Raw genomic sequence first — 18,024 nt, forward strand, 5'->3', positions numbered from 1 at the left:
TTGATACGATAACTTTCAAAAGTATCTTTTTTTCCGTTTACCTCCTTAGAGTCGCCGCTACTTATGAATTCTGCGCAGGCGCCGTTATCACTAAGGAAAAAAATCAGAGTGTTTTCCAATTGATTTTCATCTTTGAGCTTTTTGATAATTCTGCCGATTCCCTGATCCATAATGTCAATCTGCGCAGCATAAACTGCCATCCTACTTGCCATATCATTCTTTTTGGTATCTGTAAGACTATTCCAAGTGGGTACAGTTTCGTCGGACGGAGAAAGGATTGTCTTTGCGTCAAAAAGGCCTATTTTTTGTTGTTGTGCAAAACGCAGTTTGCGCATTGCATCCCAACCTTTTTTATAAACGCCGGTATACTTGTCAATATCTTGTTGCAGCGCATGCAAAGGCCAGTGAGGTGCGGTATAGGCTACGTACAAAAAAATAGGTGCATCAGGCTGTTTTTTGAAATGCTCTCCAATAAATTTGACACTGGTATCGCTAATCGCGTTAGTTAAATAGAAATCTTTAGGTGCCGGGTATCGGTTGTTGTCGCTATACAATTCTGGGGTATAATAATTTGCTCCACCTGGTATAATACCAAAATAATGATTAAACCCTCGTTGCACTGGCCAGCTATCTTTACGATTGCCATTAATTTTTCGCTCGTTGGTTAGGTGCCATTTCCCGGTCATGTAGGTATCGTATCCTGCTGTTCGCAAGACCTCGGCAATGGTAACGCTGGTGTTGTTTAAATTGCCACTGTAAGCAGCACTACCCATGTCTGCTGCAGCCATCCAGCCCATGCCTGCCTGGTGTGGATATAATCCAGTCATCAAGGATGCTCTGGTAGGGCAGCAGCGCGCGGCGTTATAAAATTTTTTGAAGCGGATGCCCCTTTGAGCCAATTGGTCTAGGTTTGGTGTTTTTACTTCTCCGCCATAGCAACCAATGTCCGAGTAGCCCATATCATCGGCCATAATGAGAACAATGTTTGGCTTCTTTTGCTGGGCAGATGCTGCTGAAATTTGAATGGAAAGCAATGCAATACAGCATGCTGCTAACTTTTTCCAGATCATGGTGATATAGTTTATTTGATCTCACAATTTAACACATTAATGTTGAAAATGATCAATTCGTTTTTGTTATTTTACAAAACGTTTCAGCCTTGGAGTGAAAATTTCGCTTCTCGCGATCATATCATTTCGGAATCTAGACCCAGCTCATTTCGGTCCAAATTGACCATTACAAAATATTGATAGCCAAGATAGTCGAATTGTAGAGTCAAATTTCCTGAACTGGTCAATTCGCTACGGAATCGCTTGGTCAGTGGCACCGAAATCTCCACTCAGACCCCCAGGCGATTAATATCAGTAAAAGGATTACCGTAGAGGCACCGAGAGAAAAAGTTTATGCTTTCTGGAGGGGCCTCTCCAATCTTCAAAAATTCATGTCCCACATTTCCTCGATTCTAGAAACCAGCCCCAAGCATTCAAGTTGGAAAGCCAGTACACCCGGTAACCTGCTAGAACTAAAATGGAATGCTGAAATTACGCACGAAGAGGAAGGGAAATATATAGTCTGACAATCAGTTGAGGGATCGATGACCGATAACTGGGGTAAAGTAGAATTCCAGGACATCCTGAACGGGACCGGTACAGATCTTCAGATCGAGATCAGCTATTTTCCGCCTGCAGGCAGCATAGACGTTGAATTGCCACCCTGTTCACAGGGCTGTTTGAAAAGTCTTTAAGGGAAGATATCATCAACTTTCAGGCATACTCCGAAGCCGCTGATTTCAGGTCCTTCGCAGGACTTTGCGAAGAATAAGAAGAAAAAATAACTCAGACGCCATGCTTATAGGGATGGTGTTATTACTTTAACGCACAATGAACGGTCTTGACTACCTACTAAGGTGGTCAAATCTCGAAAAGGACATTAAAGGGAGGTGTTCATAAAATTTCTACCACCCAGCCATCTTTTGACCGGTTATGGAAAAGGATAGCATTTAAATTGAGGTTAATTTAAAACAAAAACCGCAATCCGAGGTTTCATTTTGATGACAGCATTTAATATAAGGTTTGAGCACGCGGGCAACACAGTAACCCTGACCATCATCCCGAAAGATGATTATTACCTGATTGTTTATTTTGGCGGGATATTGGGAGCCATCCGCAACCGGGATACAGACTGGGTGATACTAAAAAAAGAAGATATTAATCATGGGGAACTTTCCTATTATGACCACACTACTGAAAGCGCGGCCACCAAGATTACATTGGGCACTGCCGAAATCAACCAGATTGCGGGTGAGATCGAGAACCATTCCCATTAAATGCATTTAAAAATATAATACAGCGCTATTATCCCCCACCGAGTGCTAGGTGGAAAGAAAAATCAATGAATCCAGGCTGAACAACTTCAATTTTATTTAGGACTCCATTCCTGCACTGATGACATTCGTTGATATGTTGAGAAATAATCACACCCTAAAATGCCTGTAATGATTATAAGCTATAGTGTCTTTATTATTTTTAGAAATATGATTAAGCAGAAACAAAGCTAACTACTCTACCCTAAAATCAAAGTTCATCAGACGCTTTTCCGACCACTCGCTGGCATACCAGTTTAAGGTAACCTTCTTCACATTAGGCACAAGGAAAATTCCCCTTCCGAAAACCCGGGAATAAGGATTATCTATAGATGCAAACTTTGTATAGCGTTGAGAAGGCATTACCGGGGTAGCTTCCGAAGAGAAGAAAATGAGGTTCTTTGCTGTAATTTTTTCAGGCGCCCACATTGCAAAACTGCTGCTCAGCGAAACTACCTTTGGAAGGGGATATTTGCGGGCATAGTAAGTAAATGCGGCAGCGGCACCGTACCCTTCAGCAAAAATAATAGTCTGCCGCTGATCAGAAGTACTCATCCGTTTATAAAAGCGGGATGTTTTGACAGCGAGTTCTTCCCAGCCGATCATATCAGCATAATTCTGGTTGACAATGTGAACTTTTTGATCTTCCCAACGCAAGGGAAAATCAAGTCCCCAATTATCATAGGTCCATTTGAAAACTCTTGAAGTATAACCGATAGGCAGGTAAGGAAGTACCACCAGAGATAAAACCAGGTTGGGGAGAAGTAAAAAAACAACAAAGGAGACTTTCACCTCCCTACCAGACCGGCGGAGGATATCTTCAAAAAATATACCTCCGACAGCAAACAACGGCGGGAATGCACCGAAAGCATAATAGGCCTTCCCTCTGAAGACAAGCAACACCAGCATCACTAACATAAACCCAGTCGCAAAATAACGATAAGGCCTGAGCTTTTTTGAAAAGAGTAGATAAATTAACCCTCCCAACCAGACAAAAAGCCCTGTGCCGTTAGAGACAATCTGTTGAAGCACAAAATCCATACGGCCCACATGTACCAGTTGGGTATGCTGAAGCTCATAAAGATGAAGAAACGCGGGGAATCCATTCTGCACCTGCCAGATCATATGTGGAGATAGGATCAATAGCACTATAAAGAATGGAATAAGGAAGGTTTTCCAACTTAAGAGTCCCCTGCTTTCCCTGTTCAGCAACAGGCCTAAAACAACCCCCACCAGATAAACAGATAAAGTATATTTGACCAAGATCCCTACACCGATCGCAACACCCAAAAGGTATAAAAGATAATTCCTGGGCTCCTGCAAATAGCAGAGCACCAGATAAGTACAGAGCAGCCAGAAAAACTCATCGAAGACCTGTGGGATAAACAGGGCACCGGTAGCTAGAAAAGCTGAGGAAAAAGCTACAGTAATGCAACCGATCAATAACGCAAAACACTTCCCTCCCAGCCTGATTACAATCAGGCCAGTCAGGTGAACTATTCCACCGGCAAAAAAAGCAGGAATCAGCCGCATACCGATAAGGGAATCCCCGAAAAGCCACTCGCCAAAAATGCTCATCAAAGCAATGAAGGGAGGCGTTTCCCGGTAGCCCCAGGATAGATGGTCACCAAGGGTAATATAGAGAAGCTCATCCTGATGGAAGCCATATGAGCCCATTGCCCCTAAATGGAGCAAAAACTGTGAAAGCGCAATGACCGATGTAAGCAATAACAGCCCACAACTTGAATTGAGACTGCTGTTGAATGAAAAACTGGATATTAACCTATCTAATAATCTTGGTTCATTATTCCCTTTTAGGAGCTCATTCGGATGGTGCATATAATAACAGAACAAAATATTTTTCCCTTTGTGTTGGAAATATCAGTATACCCATGTTTCCATAACCTTAGATAAGCCTTGCTATCTAAGAATAACATTCAGGAGAAATTCACACTTGTAAATAGACAAAGTAAACATGCAGGCTGAACGAATCTATCTCTTCACCCCATGTTATTTACTTATTTAGCTTCACTCTTACTCCCGCATTGATAACTGCTCCATCCAGCGGGGAATAAATATCCCTGAATTTTGGATTGGCAATACTGCCTGTATAAATGTTTTCCCAACGGGTTTGCCTCAGGTCTGTCAAGTTTTCTGCGTTAACAAAAACATCCAAATGCTTCCACATCTTCTGAGCCAAAAGACCGAAGGTGATAAATTTCCGGCCTATCGTACCATTACTTAGCAACTGAGACCCAGTATAAAAACTCTCTGCTCCAAAACGGAAACTACCTTCTATTTCATAGGTTGCATCAAAACTGAGTCGGTGTTTTGGCGTTAGAGGCTGTGAGCCGAACAGACCATTCTCATTCTGTTTGGTATCCGTATAAGTATAAGTATAACCTAAATAAAACCCAAGTTCATCGATAGCAAGTTTGACATTCGTTTCCGCACCCTGAGTTCTGATATATCCTGAGGCGTTTGAGAAGGTCTTATTTTCAAGAAGCAATGGGTGATCTACTTTAGTGAAGAAAAACAATTGATTAATACTTAGGAAAGCATCTCCCACGGGTATTCTATAATTCAGATCACCATTCAAACCATAAGAACGTTCTGCTTTAAGCTGGTTTATTATCATAGGTCTCAAATTCTCATAACCTTCTTGCTCGCTTTGGTCATTAAATGGCGCTGGCATTTTGTAACCCAACCCACCTCCTATGCGACTGGTTAATTGTGGACTGAGCTTAAACAATCCACTTATCCTGGGCAACAGAAACAAACCATCTGAAGCATTACTAGCTGAAGGACGGTTGTAATCCAGGCGTAAGCCAGTTTCTATGGAAAACCAATCGGCAGTCCTGTATACATTCTGTATGAATGTCCCAAATGTGGTCTGGCTGTAACCGATGTCATTTTTTAAGGGCTGACTGGTTAAATGATCTGTAACCAAATTAAATCCTGCTACCCAACTGCTCCGTTCTTTGTTGCTTACATAATTAACTTCACTAAAAGAAGATAGCTGCTTGCCTCTAAAATCCCATTTAGCCAAAGCAAATTGGCGGTCAAAATATCCAATGGTATTTTTCACATTGATACTACTTACCTTGTTTATTTTATGGGTAAAAGACAATTGTGTTGAAAACCTGAATGTTTTATTGCGCTCGAAATATTGGTGATCCTCATCAGCCCTACCAGTGATAACCCGCAAGTCACCGCCGTATCTGTTTTCATAAGTTGAATTCACACCAAACCAACCTGAATTTTGATCATCCAGATATAAAAAAACTTTAGGGTTTAAGGTAATTCGGTTGGTCCGTGGAATCGCTGTAAATCCTGTATGTGAAGGATCGTAGGCCATATTGTAATTATAGGCGCCAAACAGGGTTGTGCCCACACGTTTAGATCTCTGGCTGTAAAAACCACTTAAGTCTGCGCCTTTTGCACTTGTTGTATTGAGCACAAAAGTGGCTTCAGGTATTTCATTGGGTATTTTAGTGATTAAATTTACTAGACCAGCTATTGCACCACCACCATACAGTGTTGAAGCAGACCCTTTGATAAACTCAACCTGTCTTAAATCCAGCGGACTGATCTGCAACAGGCTCAGTCCTCCGGAAAACCCCTGATACATCGGCATTCCGTCCTGCAGTAACTGTGTGTATCGGCTATCCAAGCCCTGTATACGAAAACTGGCGTTACCGCTTACTGCGGAAGTTTGCTGTACATGGATGCCGGTAGCCTCGCCAAGCAGCATTTTTATATCACCAGGCCTCATCGTACTTTTTTCGTCCAGTTCTTCCAATGGTAATGCTTCAATCCGTGTTGGGATATCCCGTAAATTTTGATTTGTGCGCGTAGTTTGTACAACAACTTCATCCAGCTGGTCCAATTGCGGCTCGAGTCCAAATTCAATAATCTGTCCAGGATGTCCCAAAGGGAAGCTAATCACCTTTTCGATTTTGCTAAAACCGACAAAGGAGATCAAGATCTCAAATTTTCCATTGGGAATGTTATTAATGGTAATCAGACCGCTGGTGTCAGCGCCTGTCGATATTTTTAAAGCAGGTATGTTGGCTGTTGCTCCTTTAAGGATTTCTTTCGTTCTGTCATTACGGACCAGTGCCTTAAATGTATTTTGGGCATTGGCATAGAATGATACAGTAATTAATAAAATAATGATGAAAGTCCGTTTCATAAAATAGTATAAACCAGTTGCTACAAACGAGTATAGCAAATCAGGTGTGTGAAAATGTTTGATGAATAAAAATAGTTTTTTGGGGCATTAACTACCTGCTAGCCCAGAGGGGGCCTTAAAAGCTCATCATGAAAGTCGGAAGTAAATGATAAATGCCCAAAGTGTGTGTAGGATGGGCAAACTCTGGATGGACTGAGCAAACAGAGATAAGGGGCCGATAAAACAATGTTCAATGAGCTCGCCTCATGCTTAAACTGGACATTGTTGTTATTATCTTGGGCCTTATCGTGTTTATTGTTGCCAAAAATCTCTTTCCCGTGCAAAAGATAATCGCCAATAAAATCAGCTACGCTCAATTCATCAGGTGAGGCAATATGTGTATAGTTTCTGTACATATCGGGAATATCCCTCACCAGAGAGAAATCCCCTAAGGGCAGCAAAATGCTACCCGTTGAGAATAGAAAGGCTAAAAAGAAACTAAACCACTTCTGTATCATTTATGTCAAAGGTAGCTAAATAATATGTTCCTTAACAATACCCCCCTAAAAAAGAGCCAAAAGGGCAGCTCTGAGTTATATTCAGAATCACAGGTTCTAAACATTAAGCCTATATTCAAGAGTTTCTAAATATTAATCCCTTGATCACGTTTTTAACCAAATTAGCATTTATCTTTTACTTTATCTTTTTTGAATTTTTATAATGGAAAACAGTTAATTATCATCAACTAAAAACTTATTCCTACCTGTAGTCCTGGTCTAACTGCTAATCGTTGATCATTCCCGAACCTTGCGGGCAGAGGGATGGCCAGGTACAAATTGGAACTTTTACCTTTCTTTACGACCTGGTTGAAGATTGGTGTTACACAAATGTTCCGTTCGTTTCAGGTGCCAACCGGCCGGTAAAGGTGAAACCGTGCCTGAACCTAAACATTGCTCCCGCATGGAACAGTACTGAACTGACCCTGGATGCAATATTTTATTCACGGATTGCGGGTGCGATCTCAAAACTTATGCCGAAGCGGTCGCTTTTAAGCGATATTGATCCCGAAGGGGAAAGCAACCGTAAACACATTCGAAAAATTATCATTAAAGCCACCTTTGTTCAGGGTTCCGACGAGAATCGAGCCCTATGCATATAGGTACTTTTAAGCCTAGGTTTTCCTATGCTTTTATCCAAAACTCACCTATTACTCACCACAGATTTGAGTCTACATATTTGCAACGCCGGTGCACGCTTTTTTGAGGTGATTGCCATTTTTCAATGCATTGAATTACATAAAAATAATGATAATCAGTTAATAATCAATAACAATAACCTTTTTCAGCAGACCCTAGGCAGCACGTTCCGCGACCTGCTTTTTTCACAGTCCAATTTACCTCATTATTTCCCGACTCTTCGTACTGATTAACATCTAATGAATCTGCTCTGTTGGTAAATATGTGAAGTAATTTGCCACTTGCCAAGTTTGTTAGTTTATATACTCCTTTGTGAATGTGAGTAACTCGCCATTTCTGGGCATCAGACGGGGTATCCGTCCATAGGTTTACAATAGCTCCAGTTTCAATGGAGGAATTCTTTACATCCAGGAGCTTGTTACCAGAAGCGGGTATGATTGAGTAAATTGCTTCAGACTTGATGCCCGCTGTTTGGGCAATAACTGCTTTTGATGAACAAAGCAAGAGAATAGATGCAAAAATTAGTTTCATTTGTGTTGATGATATATTTGGTTTCTTATCCAAAGTGGGAAATGAGGCTGTCTCAAAAAGGCAGTCTCTTTTTTGTGGAAAAAAAATTAATTTTCTTCATTTTAAATTTGGTTTATTTAGCTGGATTTCAGATATTTAAGTATAAATAATTGAGATTTATGCCTGTCCAAAAACCAGTTTTCAAGCCCTACTATCAGGACCAGATCATGGCTATTCCGCCCACTCTGGATGAACTTGTGGCAAAAGGCCATCCTGTCCGCATCGTCAACGATGTCATTAACCGAATCAATATCCAGGGGCTGTTGAATGCTTACAAGATTAAGGGCACCTCAAGCTACCATCCACAAATGCTGTTAAAGGTTTTGGTATATGGGTATGTGAGCAATGTCTACAGTAGCAGAAAGCTGGAGGTAGCCTGCAGGGAGAACATCAACTTTATGTGGCTCAATGGAACGAGCTATCCCGATCACAATACCATCAACCGTTTTCGTGGCGTGCGTCTTAAGGATGCACTCCGCAGTGTATTTGAGGAGGTGGTAAAACTCTTGGCTGCAGAAGGCCTGTTGAGCATTGAAGAGGTCTATACTGATGGTACCAAGATAGAGGCCAATGCGAACAGGTACACCTTTGTGTGGAAAAAAGCCATCCAGACCAATAAGGAGAAGATGGGGAAGGCCCTGGGTGAAATCTGGCAATATGCCCAAAGTGTCGCCAAGGTAGAGGATGGCTTGCCCGAACCACCGGATTTTACCGACATCGATACCGAAAAGGTACAGCAGACCGTGGATACGCTCAATGCAGTGTTGGCAGAAAAAACAGATCTGGACAAAAAGGTCAAAGCGAAGCTGAGGTATGTAACCAGGGAATATCCAGAAAAGATGGCAGAATATGAGCGTAAGGAAGCAATTCTGGGGGAACGGAACAGCTTTAGTAAAACCGATACGGATGCGACCTTCATGCGCATGAAGGATGACCACATGCAAAATGGTCAGCTCAAGCCAGGTTACAATGTACAGATATCGACCTCAAACCAGTTCATCGTAAACTACACCATCCATCCGAACCCCACTGACACCACTACCTTAAAAGAACATATCGAGCAACATCAGGCCAGTTTTGGTAAAACCCTTAAGACCATTACCGCAGATGCAGGATATGGAAGCGAGGAAAATTATGAGATCATGGAAGCTGGCCAGATTGAGGCTTACGTAAAATATGGCATGTTCGACAAGGAGCAAAGTGAAACCCACGACAAGAAGAAACCATTTGCCCAGGACAGGCTATTCTACAATCAGGAGCAGGATTGTTATATATGTCCAATGGGTCAAAAAATGAACTATATCGGCGATAGCAAACGAAAAACAAGTACCGGGTTTGAGCAGACCAGCAAAAGGTACCAGGCAGGGAACTGCGCTACATGTCCACTCAACGGAGCCTGCCACAAATCTCAGGGAAATAGGATCATAGAGGTCAACGAAAATCTGAGGCGACATAAAGCAAAAGCATATCAGCTACTCAACAGTGAAAAGGGAGTTGAAAAACGAAAGCAAAGGTGTCATGATGTTGAACCAGTGTTCGGGAATATTAAACAGAACCATGGGTTCCGTCGCTTCATGCTTCGCGGGAAAGAAAAAGTGGCAATAGAATGGGGGTTATTGGCAATTGCACAAGATGTTAGAAAAAAAGCAGCCTAAAAAGGCTTGCCTTTGCTCTTTTTAACAAAATACTGGATAAATAAACATTTCTAGACAGCAATAAACAAATAACATGTAGGACTTATTTAAATACAAAAAAATCTGCCTCATTTATTTTGAGACAGCCTCATTTCAAATTCTAACTAGGGTGAGTAATTATTGCTAAAAAATCAAAACTGTATACCTTATAAAACTCATGTAAACAAGCGATTAGCAGCCTTCTGAAATCGAAAAATCTGAAACTATGACGGCATGAATATTCGATTTACTCTTGACATCAATCTTTATTAGCAAACCTTCAACTTGGGCTAAATGTGGTCATAAAGTGAGAGTTAGTATCCAACTCGTTATTTTTTCAAGCACATCGGCACGAATAGACTCACTAATCTGAGCATAATTTTTAGGCTCGCCAGTTGGGTCTGTTTGCATAAAGTGATTCATATCCTGGAACATTACAACATCTGAGACCTTGTTTACAGCGATATTATCCTTAAGCAAGCGAAAATCTTCAGCTGGGGGCACTTGTTTATCACTACTCCCGAAAATCCCTAGTATCGGACATTTTACCGCTTTCATATCTTCTACAGGGTTATATCTCAAGATATACTGATACCATGGCGATAAAAAGTCTCTGTAAGACCGAAAAAGCACATCCCGAGAGCGAGCATTGGTATCAAATCTCAATTTGGTTCTCATGGAAGCTGAACTTGTCTTAGCAAGAGAATCTAACGCTGAATTGATCACCGACTTAAGCTCTTCCTGTGTATGCGCTTTTTGGGGAATATTATCAGTGATATACCGATGAAGTTTCATCCTTTCGCTAATTAGGCTATCTATTCGAAAACTTTTCTCAAACTGTTTTAGGGATTGAAAACGATTAACCTCTCGTAAACCGATAACCGGCGCAGAAATCAAAATCATGAAATTGATATGGTCAGGATTTAATTTGTACACCATCGGTGCGATAATTCCGCCTTCACTATGTCCTATTAATCCAATTTTCTCTTTATCAATATCAGTTCTTGTTCGCAAATAATTTACTCCTGCATTAATATCCTTTGCGAAATCAAGTGAGGTACTTGTTTTATAATCTCCTGTTGTGGCACCTATCCCGCGGTCATCAATTCGGAGCACTGCAATACCCTTGCGGCTTAACTGATCGGCTAAAACCCAAAAATATTTATGTGCATCACAGGTATAATCTCGATCTTGACCTCCCGTGCCCGATATGAGTACAACCGTTGGAAAATGCTTTTTCCCTTTCGGTCGTGTAAGCGTTGCGCCATAGGTTAATCCTGTTTCTTTACCTGCAAATAGTACATCCTCCACAACATAGGTATAGGGTGGCTTTGGAATTTGTAAACGATCCGATCCTGGTGGGATATGCTGTAACATCCATTTAGCCCGTGTTGTATCCGCGGTGGGATAGGCTTTTAGATTCGCATCACCCTGTGCTGAAGATTGGAGTATATTACCCAGTAAAATAATGAAAAGCAAGCAGTATTTTTTCATCTTATTTCAACATCTTTTCTAGTGCACGACTATACTGTTCAGACTCTGGGTTTAATTGAATTGCCTGTTTCTCCCAAGTTATGGCTTCTTTAACCTTACCATTTTTAAATAGAAGGGTGGCATATAAGTCAATTGCATCGGCCTCAGCCTCTTTCTTATTTGCTATCACAGCCATTTTTGTGATTACATAATCAAGGTCTTGCTTATCGGCACTATAGGTCAGTACGGGTTTCGCAACTTTCCTTTGGAAATTCCGATCTGATACGTTAGTACCATAAGTTCGATCAGAAGATACAAGTAAAGAAGTGTACGCTGTCCAATCTGGTTTAAACCTAGCCCAGTCAATTTTTGCCGAAATTAAATTACGTCCAGCCGATGTAGCGTCGAACCTTTCAGTTAATTGTTTATTCAACTTCGACCAATCTACTTCACTAGGTGTGGCACTCCTCAATGGCAACAAGAATGGGGTTACAACCTCTCTGGCAGCTACATTGTCTATTAATTCATTCGTAGATCCTGGAGCCCTAAGTACGGTTTCCATTGCGTTGCTATTTTTGATGATGAAAGCAAAGGATTTACTGGTGCTACCTAGTAATGCGGCAGATCTAGAGATTAACCTTGCAGTACTGGCGCTTGATAGAATGCTATCCGGCGATTTCTGCACAAGTAGTTCTGCCATTTTAAGTGCTTCATCTCTTTCATTTGCACTATACATCAGAAAAAATATATTTGAAGGCAACATCTTCTGTTCTGGCGTCAATCTTGAAGCATATACTTTTGCAAGCCCTTCTGCTCTTCTTTCGTCTCGTAAAATCCTCTGGATAAGATTAATGTCAAATACATTAGTTTGTTGTTCTGGCGTTTTTCTGGATAAATAGGCTCTTGCCATTTCTTCCGCTTCCTTAGTCCTACTCACGCGATACGCCGCGATTGCCGGTCCACCCAATAGTGCAGTATCTACTTTACCTTGTTTGAATGCTTCGATCTGTGTAAGCAATTGTTTCTGAGGGTCGAAAGCATCTTTACCAATTTGGATAAAATATTGTTTCGATGAAGCACCTAGAACCTGGTGTAGAAGTTTGCCATCCGCAGCAATAAAGAGCAGGTTTGGATAGCCGTTAACAACATATAGTCTTCTAATTCTATCGGCTTCTGCCTTTAATTTTTTAGATGCGTCATCAATTGCAGGACGTTCCATATCAATCCTAACCGAAATGTAATGTTCGTTATAATACGCTCCAACAGCTTTATCAGGAAATACGTTACGATCCATTTCAACACACGGCGCTCCACCTTCCATGAAACAATTAACAAATATATTTTTACCTGAAGACTTGGCTTTTTCCAAAATCTGCGACCAGTCATCGTACTGCACAAATGTTACACCTTGTGCATACGCTCCCAATCCCATCACGAGAAAAAGGGAAACCATAATTATTCTTTTCATAAAATTTCTTTATTCGGCTTTTTTAGCCAAGTTTACCATGATCTTAATTTCGTCGGCGAGTTTTGTTGGACTGCCGTAATAGCCAGTCATATCAAATCGGATATCTCCGTTTCTATCGAGTACGAACTTTCTTGGAATTCCACTCACGCCCAGCATTTTTGCCACTCTATTGGTCTGATCTGCATCGCCAGTTTCGTCAAACAACACGTGAAAAGGAAAATCATTATCCTTCAAATATTTTATAACCGTTTCCTTGTAGTTTTTTGTATGTTCTTGCGTATCTATGAAATAGAAGATCACGTCTTTGTCGTTCGCGAAACTATTTAATGCCAATTTCATTCCAGGAAATGCTGCCTTACACGGTACGCACCAAGAAGCGAAAAAGTCCAACACTACTGTTTTTCCCTTCCAATCTTTTGTACTTACCTTTTTACCAGAAGCGTCAAGCAGCGTAAACTCGGCCATTGTTTTTTTGATCATTGAGGTAGACAATTCTTTCTCGAGCTTAGCCATGTCATTACCATCTTTCAGCGAAGAAATGTATTCGTCGAATTGTTTACCATTTTTAGCGGTGTACGCTTTACGAAGTAGTTCAAGCATAGCTGGGGTGGCCTGGTTAGCACGCACAGATTCTTCAAGCGCTTTGTTCAGCTCCTGCTTTAATCCCAAGGCATTAAGCAACAGCGCACGATCTTCGTTCAATGAGGCTTTAGTATACCCGAAATACTTAAATGCTTCTTCAGATTCAGCTAATCCCGGTTTATTAACATGAGCTTTCTGTAGGATATTGACATGAGCAAGCAAATTACGCCAGTAGGTTTGCCCAAATATTTTTTTCCATTCTTCGTCTGTATTACTGCTGTATTCTCTCGGTTTATTATCTCTGAGAGCACGAAAAATCTTCATCAACATATTTGATCGGTCTACCAATTTTTCAGCAGGCATAATCTTATTAGAGTTCATTAAATACACTTGACGATAGTACAATTCTGCAGCAGTTAAAAAGGTGATGCGATCTGCATATTCCTTTATCTTGGCATCAATAGGCTGTTTAGTTTTAGTAATCAGAATAACGTATATTCTAGAGTACTGGATATTTTCCGCTTTGTCTTTTGCAGGGTCAGCTTGGTTTATGGGATATTCGTTGAGAAAATCCTGACTAAACTGTACCGCCTTAGCAGAATCTGTCTCGTGGTACGCCTTATTAAAGGCAACATACTTTGCGCTTCTTTCTCTTGCTTGTGCTTTTAAATTCGTTGTCGAGAAAGCCACCACAAATACGAGGAGCAATATTGTTATAATTTTCATTTTGTTGAATTATAGTATTTATCGTAAAGCAAAAGTGCTTTTGGAATGATCCTCCAAAAGCACTTCGTTAGATTAGGTTCCTGTACCTCTGAATTTTGCGGTCATATCGCTAATTTTCCCAAAACCTGTATAAACTTTCAATGGAGTTGGACTGATTACACCGCTGGCAACATTTATAGCTAGTTCGTACAACCTACCTTGCGTACCGTCCCAAGTAGCTACATAAACCACGGCACTATTTGTTAATGTAAATTCCGTTTTCGGTGCATTAGGATTCAGTACTGGTTTGAAGATGCGCATACAAGTAATTGTTTCTGCCGCAGGTAGGCCATTAAAAGCAACTGTAGCGGTTCTTGTTCCCGAGTAGTCGAAACGATAAACATTTTTGTCTGTTGCATAAAGAGCTACGTTACCCAACTCTCCTACTTGGAAGAATTTCGCTTGGGTGATTTCAGGAAGCGCAGTCATGTCATAAGTTGCTACAGCTAGTCTTCCTGCATCGGCAATACCAACGTTTAACACATACATATAACGTCCATTTCCGGTGTTATCTTTAAAGAATGCATAAGCATATTTGTTGAAGCCTCTATCCATAAAGAGCATGTTCTTTCCAACATTTGACGGACTGAACGACGGAATAGGAGCTGTTGTTGCCGCTGGTAAAAACTGAATGAAATTATAGTTCCCCAATGCTTGCCCTGTGTACATAAACTTTTGGAATTTCTGATCATACACAAGCGCTCCATAAGTACCTAATTCATTAAATACAAGATATGGTGCAAGTGAATAATCACCATTGTAAATATTATTATATAACGCATCCTGTATCACCCCATAAGGTAACTGTTGTAATTTCCCATCATTGATCAAAAGGTCATTGCTACCATTATTAATGAAAGCCTGGAAATTTTTTGCTGCCAGTGGTGTACGGAAAAGTTCTTGATCCGTTCCCATCAGTGCGAATGTAAATCCATTCACCCTTTTTATCGTTTTATTGGTTGCTACCATAATGTAGTTAAATAGCGAATTGCTTCTTCTGGCAAAACCAAGCATTTGCCCTTCGCCGTCAAGTTTTGCTCCTTGAATAGTTTGGAAGAGATTAGACATCCTTTTGGTTGGTCCCGTTGGAGAAAGATTGGTGCTGGCGATAAAATCTACATCACTTTGCCCACCCAGCGAGTGTAATACTAACCAACCAGTCTCAATAGGTGCGCTTACATTTAAAAGTGTTCTTGCGTTCGTTTTTCCATTATTAGATTTATCGGTAACAATAAACTCTAAATAATATGCTCCTGGAGGAGTTGGTAGTGCAACATCCAGTACTTTTTTTGTAGAAATTACAGAAGGCGTACCTAAGGTTACAGAAGAACTGGATTTTACGTACGTTATCCATTGGTAACTCAGGTTCGAGGTATCTCCCGGATAGTTTACAGTGGGACTAACCGTAAGTTTAGCATATTGTTCAATATTATAAACTGCTGCGATGTTCGTTTCATCAACGGTAGCAACTCCAGGATCGTTATAGTCATAGTTGCCTAAATCCTTTTTACAAGCGAAAAGTGCGGTGATTAGGCAAAATATCAAAGTCAGCTTTATATAGCGTGTTTTCATAATTTAATTTTTTAAGGAAAGGTAACTGCAACTCCAAATTCATCAGTAAGCGGTGTAGTGTGCGTACTGTTATACTGTGCCAAAGCTAATTTTAGCTGTCTGGCATATTCCAACATTTGTTGGTTAGTAATTAATGTGGGCGAATAAGCTGAGGATCCTTGAACGGGGAAGGCGCTCAATGCGATAGTATCAATGATGAACTGATATTTAACTCTGCTGTACGTTCCAAAATAACCAAGCAGTCCACCAACCACGCTATCCCAGTTCGTAGGCTTAATTAGCGCATCATTCCAGTTTAGTGTAAAAAGGTTGCTTTCAATTACTCCAGCTTTAAAATCATTTTCGTCTTTCAATCTAATTTTAAGTTGTTTAGTAATTGTCTTTAAGTCGGCAGTACGATATACAACTACTGGTAATCTTCCCATAAGTTGGTTAGCTTTTACTGTTCCCGTTAAAATTTTATAATCTGTGCCAGCGGTAGCCGAATTAGCATCAATAATCGCTTCTGCACCGAATTTTCTTTCCGTAGGTGCCGCAAGACCAATAATCTTAACACCAACATAAATTGTATCCTGGGCTAAGGTAACAGAGCGTGTAGCGAAAGAATAAGCTATACTAGAAACCAACACAGTAGAATTAGCTTGCTGTACATAAAAATAAACCATTGGATCGTCCTCATACTTATCAATATCTTTTTTACACGATCCGAATGTTATCCACGTAATCAGTACAAAAAAAAAGTTTCTTAAATTCATTTTCATCATCGTATTATTGGATGTTACCAAATTCCTTTTCAGAGTCTGGCACAGGTAAAACATAAACTTTATTATCGGCTACAACCTGAGTAAACGTGATTGACGGGAGATTTAACCTCTTGTAATAGTAAAACAACTGTCCTTCACAAAGGAAATCTTTTCTATACTCTTTCAAAATTTCGGTCTGGACAGCTGCTGGAGTTAAGTTAGCAGCAAGGTTTGCCAAATTTCTGCTTGTACGGATGGTGTTCATGTATCCAATAGCTGCTGATGGATCTGTGTCTAAACTAGATTCTGCAGCGATATAGTACATTTCAGACATTCTGATCAAAGGCAATCTATTTGCGGCAATTGGTAATGTGTTTTTTACCGGATTGATCTTTTGGGTGTATCTAAAGTCTCCAATGTCCTTTGTCGTATACACGTATCTGTAATCTGCAGAACCACCACTTGAAATTTCATATAAACTGCTCCACTCAGAGCTTGTAAAATACATGCCTACTGGTGCAGTTTCAGAAAAGGCAATATCATTTGCAGCCTGAAGCGTGTTGATGTTTAAGTTGAAGATTACCTCGGTTGAAAAAATCCCGTTTCCGCCAATGATCTGACTTACTATTGTGAATGGAAATTTAGCTGAAGCAATAACTTCTTTAGCGCAAATAAGTGCATTGGCCTTATCTCCTTTATAGAGATAAACTCTTGCCAATAAAGCTCTAACAGCGTAATAGTTAAATTTATACGGTCTGTCTCTTAAATAACCTCCAATAGGCACTACAACTGTACTACCGGCAACGATAGGATCAACCGGCCTAAGCATATCTGAAGCAACCTGCAAATCCGCGATAATTTGATCTAATACCTGACCAACTGTCGACTGAACAACATTATCTGGTTTAAACTCTGTGCGGTAAGGAATAGCTTTCGCAGCAAGACCTGCTGCTGCAGGAGATGGTGCAAAAAGGCGAAGCAGATCAAAATGATTAAAGGCGCGAAGACCATAAGCTTCTCCCCTGATGATTTGATAATCCGAACCTGTAAACATTCCTTTATCGACAGTGTTTAGGTTAGCAATTAGGTTATTAATGTTTGCAATAGTATTGTAACTACCCATCCAAATGTTATCTATTCGAGCTCTAGTATTGGCAGCTAAATAATTGTATTGAGCGTCTTGGTAGTAATCGTGAGAACTCCGGAACTGTGTATAGTTTTTGCCGATTACATCTACAAAGCCGAAAGACAATTCCTTGCCATATAAGGCAGGCGTTGTCATGTTTACATAAACCCCTGTAAGCGCATCTTTAAAACCATTAACGGTTTCAAAATTAGCAGAAGACTCAACCTGAGTTTTTGGTTGCACATCTAGCCATTTCTTACAAGAAGAAAGGGTAACAAGGCAAAATAATACGAGTATGATTAATTTCGTTTTCATGAGTT

General features: G+C 40.5%; 15 protein-coding genes. 4 read left to right on the forward strand and 11 right to left on the reverse strand.

The genetic code is table 11. The features are described from left to right. The coding region (locus tag EZ449_RS19645; protein WP_165499816.1) for a sulfatase-like hydrolase/transferase at window positions 1-1,070 on the reverse strand (1,070 nt) is incomplete at its 3' end. A 302-nt stretch (window positions 1,071-1,372) separates the two neighbouring features. Between EZ449_RS19645 and EZ449_RS23560 the strand changes: the two genes are divergently transcribed. Both EZ449_RS23560 and EZ449_RS19655 read left to right on the forward strand, forming a co-directional pair. Further along, the gene (locus EZ449_RS23560; RefSeq protein WP_394347148.1) at window positions 1,373-1,576 is read left to right on the forward strand and encodes an SRPBCC family protein; all 204 of its coding nucleotides are present in this window, start codon (window positions 1,373-1,375) and stop codon (window positions 1,574-1,576) included. Between the two features lie 474 nt (window positions 1,577-2,050). Next, window positions 2,051-2,326, forward strand: coding sequence for a hypothetical protein (locus tag EZ449_RS19655; protein ID WP_131562138.1), 276 nt, complete (start codon window positions 2,051-2,053; stop codon window positions 2,324-2,326). A 231-nt stretch (window positions 2,327-2,557) separates the two neighbouring features. Here EZ449_RS19655 and EZ449_RS19660 read toward each other — a convergent pair whose 3' ends face one another. The 3 genes from EZ449_RS19660 to EZ449_RS19670 all read right to left on the reverse strand — a co-directional run bounded on the left by EZ449_RS19660 (window position 2,558) and on the right by EZ449_RS19670 (window position 7,054). Beyond that, window positions 2,558-4,201 (reverse strand): ArnT family glycosyltransferase, encoded by a 1,644-nt coding sequence (locus tag EZ449_RS19660; protein ID WP_131562140.1) that lies wholly within the window; start codon window positions 4,199-4,201, stop codon window positions 2,558-2,560. A 175-nt stretch (window positions 4,202-4,376) separates the two neighbouring features. Next, a complete protein-coding gene (locus EZ449_RS19665) occupies window positions 4,377-6,557 on the reverse strand; it encodes a TonB-dependent receptor (RefSeq protein ID WP_131562142.1) in 2,181 nt (726 codons plus the stop codon). Window positions 6,558-6,655: 98 nt separating this feature from the next. Beyond that, on the reverse strand, window positions 6,656-7,054 hold the full coding sequence (locus EZ449_RS19670) for a hypothetical protein (RefSeq protein ID WP_131562144.1): 399 nt from the start codon (window positions 7,052-7,054) through the stop codon (window positions 6,656-6,658). A 272-nt stretch (window positions 7,055-7,326) separates the two neighbouring features. Here EZ449_RS19670 and EZ449_RS19675 point away from each other — a divergent pair, with 272 nt between their 5' ends. Further along, entirely contained in the window at window positions 7,327-7,695 is a 369-nt protein-coding gene (locus tag EZ449_RS19675; protein ID WP_131562146.1) for a hypothetical protein, read from the forward strand. A 163-nt stretch (window positions 7,696-7,858) separates the two neighbouring features. Here the strand turns inward: EZ449_RS19675 and EZ449_RS19680 are convergent, their stop codons facing one another. Further along, window positions 7,859-8,263 carry an RICIN domain-containing protein gene (locus EZ449_RS19680; RefSeq protein WP_131562148.1) on the reverse strand — a complete coding sequence of 135 codons (405 nt, stop codon included), beginning with the start codon at window positions 8,261-8,263 and terminating at the stop codon, window positions 7,859-7,861. A 158-nt stretch (window positions 8,264-8,421) separates the two neighbouring features. On the opposite strand from EZ449_RS19680, the gene EZ449_RS19685 reads away from it, so the two are divergent. Beyond that, on the forward strand, window positions 8,422-9,957 hold the full coding sequence (locus tag EZ449_RS19685) for an IS1182 family transposase (RefSeq protein ID WP_131562150.1): 1,536 nt from the start codon (window positions 8,422-8,424) through the stop codon (window positions 9,955-9,957). Window positions 9,958-10,275: 318 nt separating this feature from the next. Here the strand turns inward: EZ449_RS19685 and EZ449_RS19690 are convergent, their stop codons facing one another. The 6 genes from EZ449_RS19690 to EZ449_RS19715 all read right to left on the reverse strand — a co-directional run bounded on the left by EZ449_RS19690 (window position 10,276) and on the right by EZ449_RS19715 (window position 18,019). After that, window positions 10,276-11,469 carry an alpha/beta hydrolase family protein gene (locus EZ449_RS19690; protein WP_131562152.1) on the reverse strand — a complete coding sequence of 398 codons (1,194 nt, stop codon included), beginning with the start codon at window positions 11,467-11,469 and terminating at the stop codon, window positions 10,276-10,278. A 1-nt stretch (window position 11,470) separates the two neighbouring features. Further along, the gene (locus EZ449_RS19695; protein ID WP_131562154.1) at window positions 11,471-12,916 is read right to left on the reverse strand and encodes a thioredoxin family protein; all 1,446 of its coding nucleotides are present in this window, start codon (window positions 12,914-12,916) and stop codon (window positions 11,471-11,473) included. 9 nt (window positions 12,917-12,925) lie between these two features. Continuing rightward, window positions 12,926-14,224 carry a TlpA family protein disulfide reductase gene (locus EZ449_RS19700; protein WP_131562156.1) on the reverse strand — a complete coding sequence of 433 codons (1,299 nt, stop codon included), beginning with the start codon at window positions 14,222-14,224 and terminating at the stop codon, window positions 12,926-12,928. 72 nt (window positions 14,225-14,296) lie between these two features. Further along, window positions 14,297-15,835, reverse strand: coding sequence for a PKD-like family lipoprotein (locus EZ449_RS19705; RefSeq protein ID WP_131562158.1), 1,539 nt, complete (start codon window positions 15,833-15,835; stop codon window positions 14,297-14,299). A gap of 11 nt (window positions 15,836-15,846) precedes the next feature. Further along, window positions 15,847-16,590 carry a DUF4843 domain-containing protein gene (locus EZ449_RS19710; protein WP_165499817.1) on the reverse strand — a complete coding sequence of 248 codons (744 nt, stop codon included), beginning with the start codon at window positions 16,588-16,590 and terminating at the stop codon, window positions 15,847-15,849. Window positions 16,591-16,603: 13 nt separating this feature from the next. Then, window positions 16,604-18,019 (reverse strand): RagB/SusD family nutrient uptake outer membrane protein, encoded by a 1,416-nt coding sequence (locus tag EZ449_RS19715; protein ID WP_131562162.1) that lies wholly within the window; start codon window positions 18,017-18,019, stop codon window positions 16,604-16,606. Between the last annotated feature and the right edge of the window lie 5 nt (window positions 18,020-18,024).

This window comes from Pedobacter frigidisoli (assembly GCF_004331675.1).
Taxonomy (GTDB): Bacteria; Bacteroidota; Bacteroidia; order Sphingobacteriales; family Sphingobacteriaceae; genus Pedobacter; species Pedobacter frigidisoli.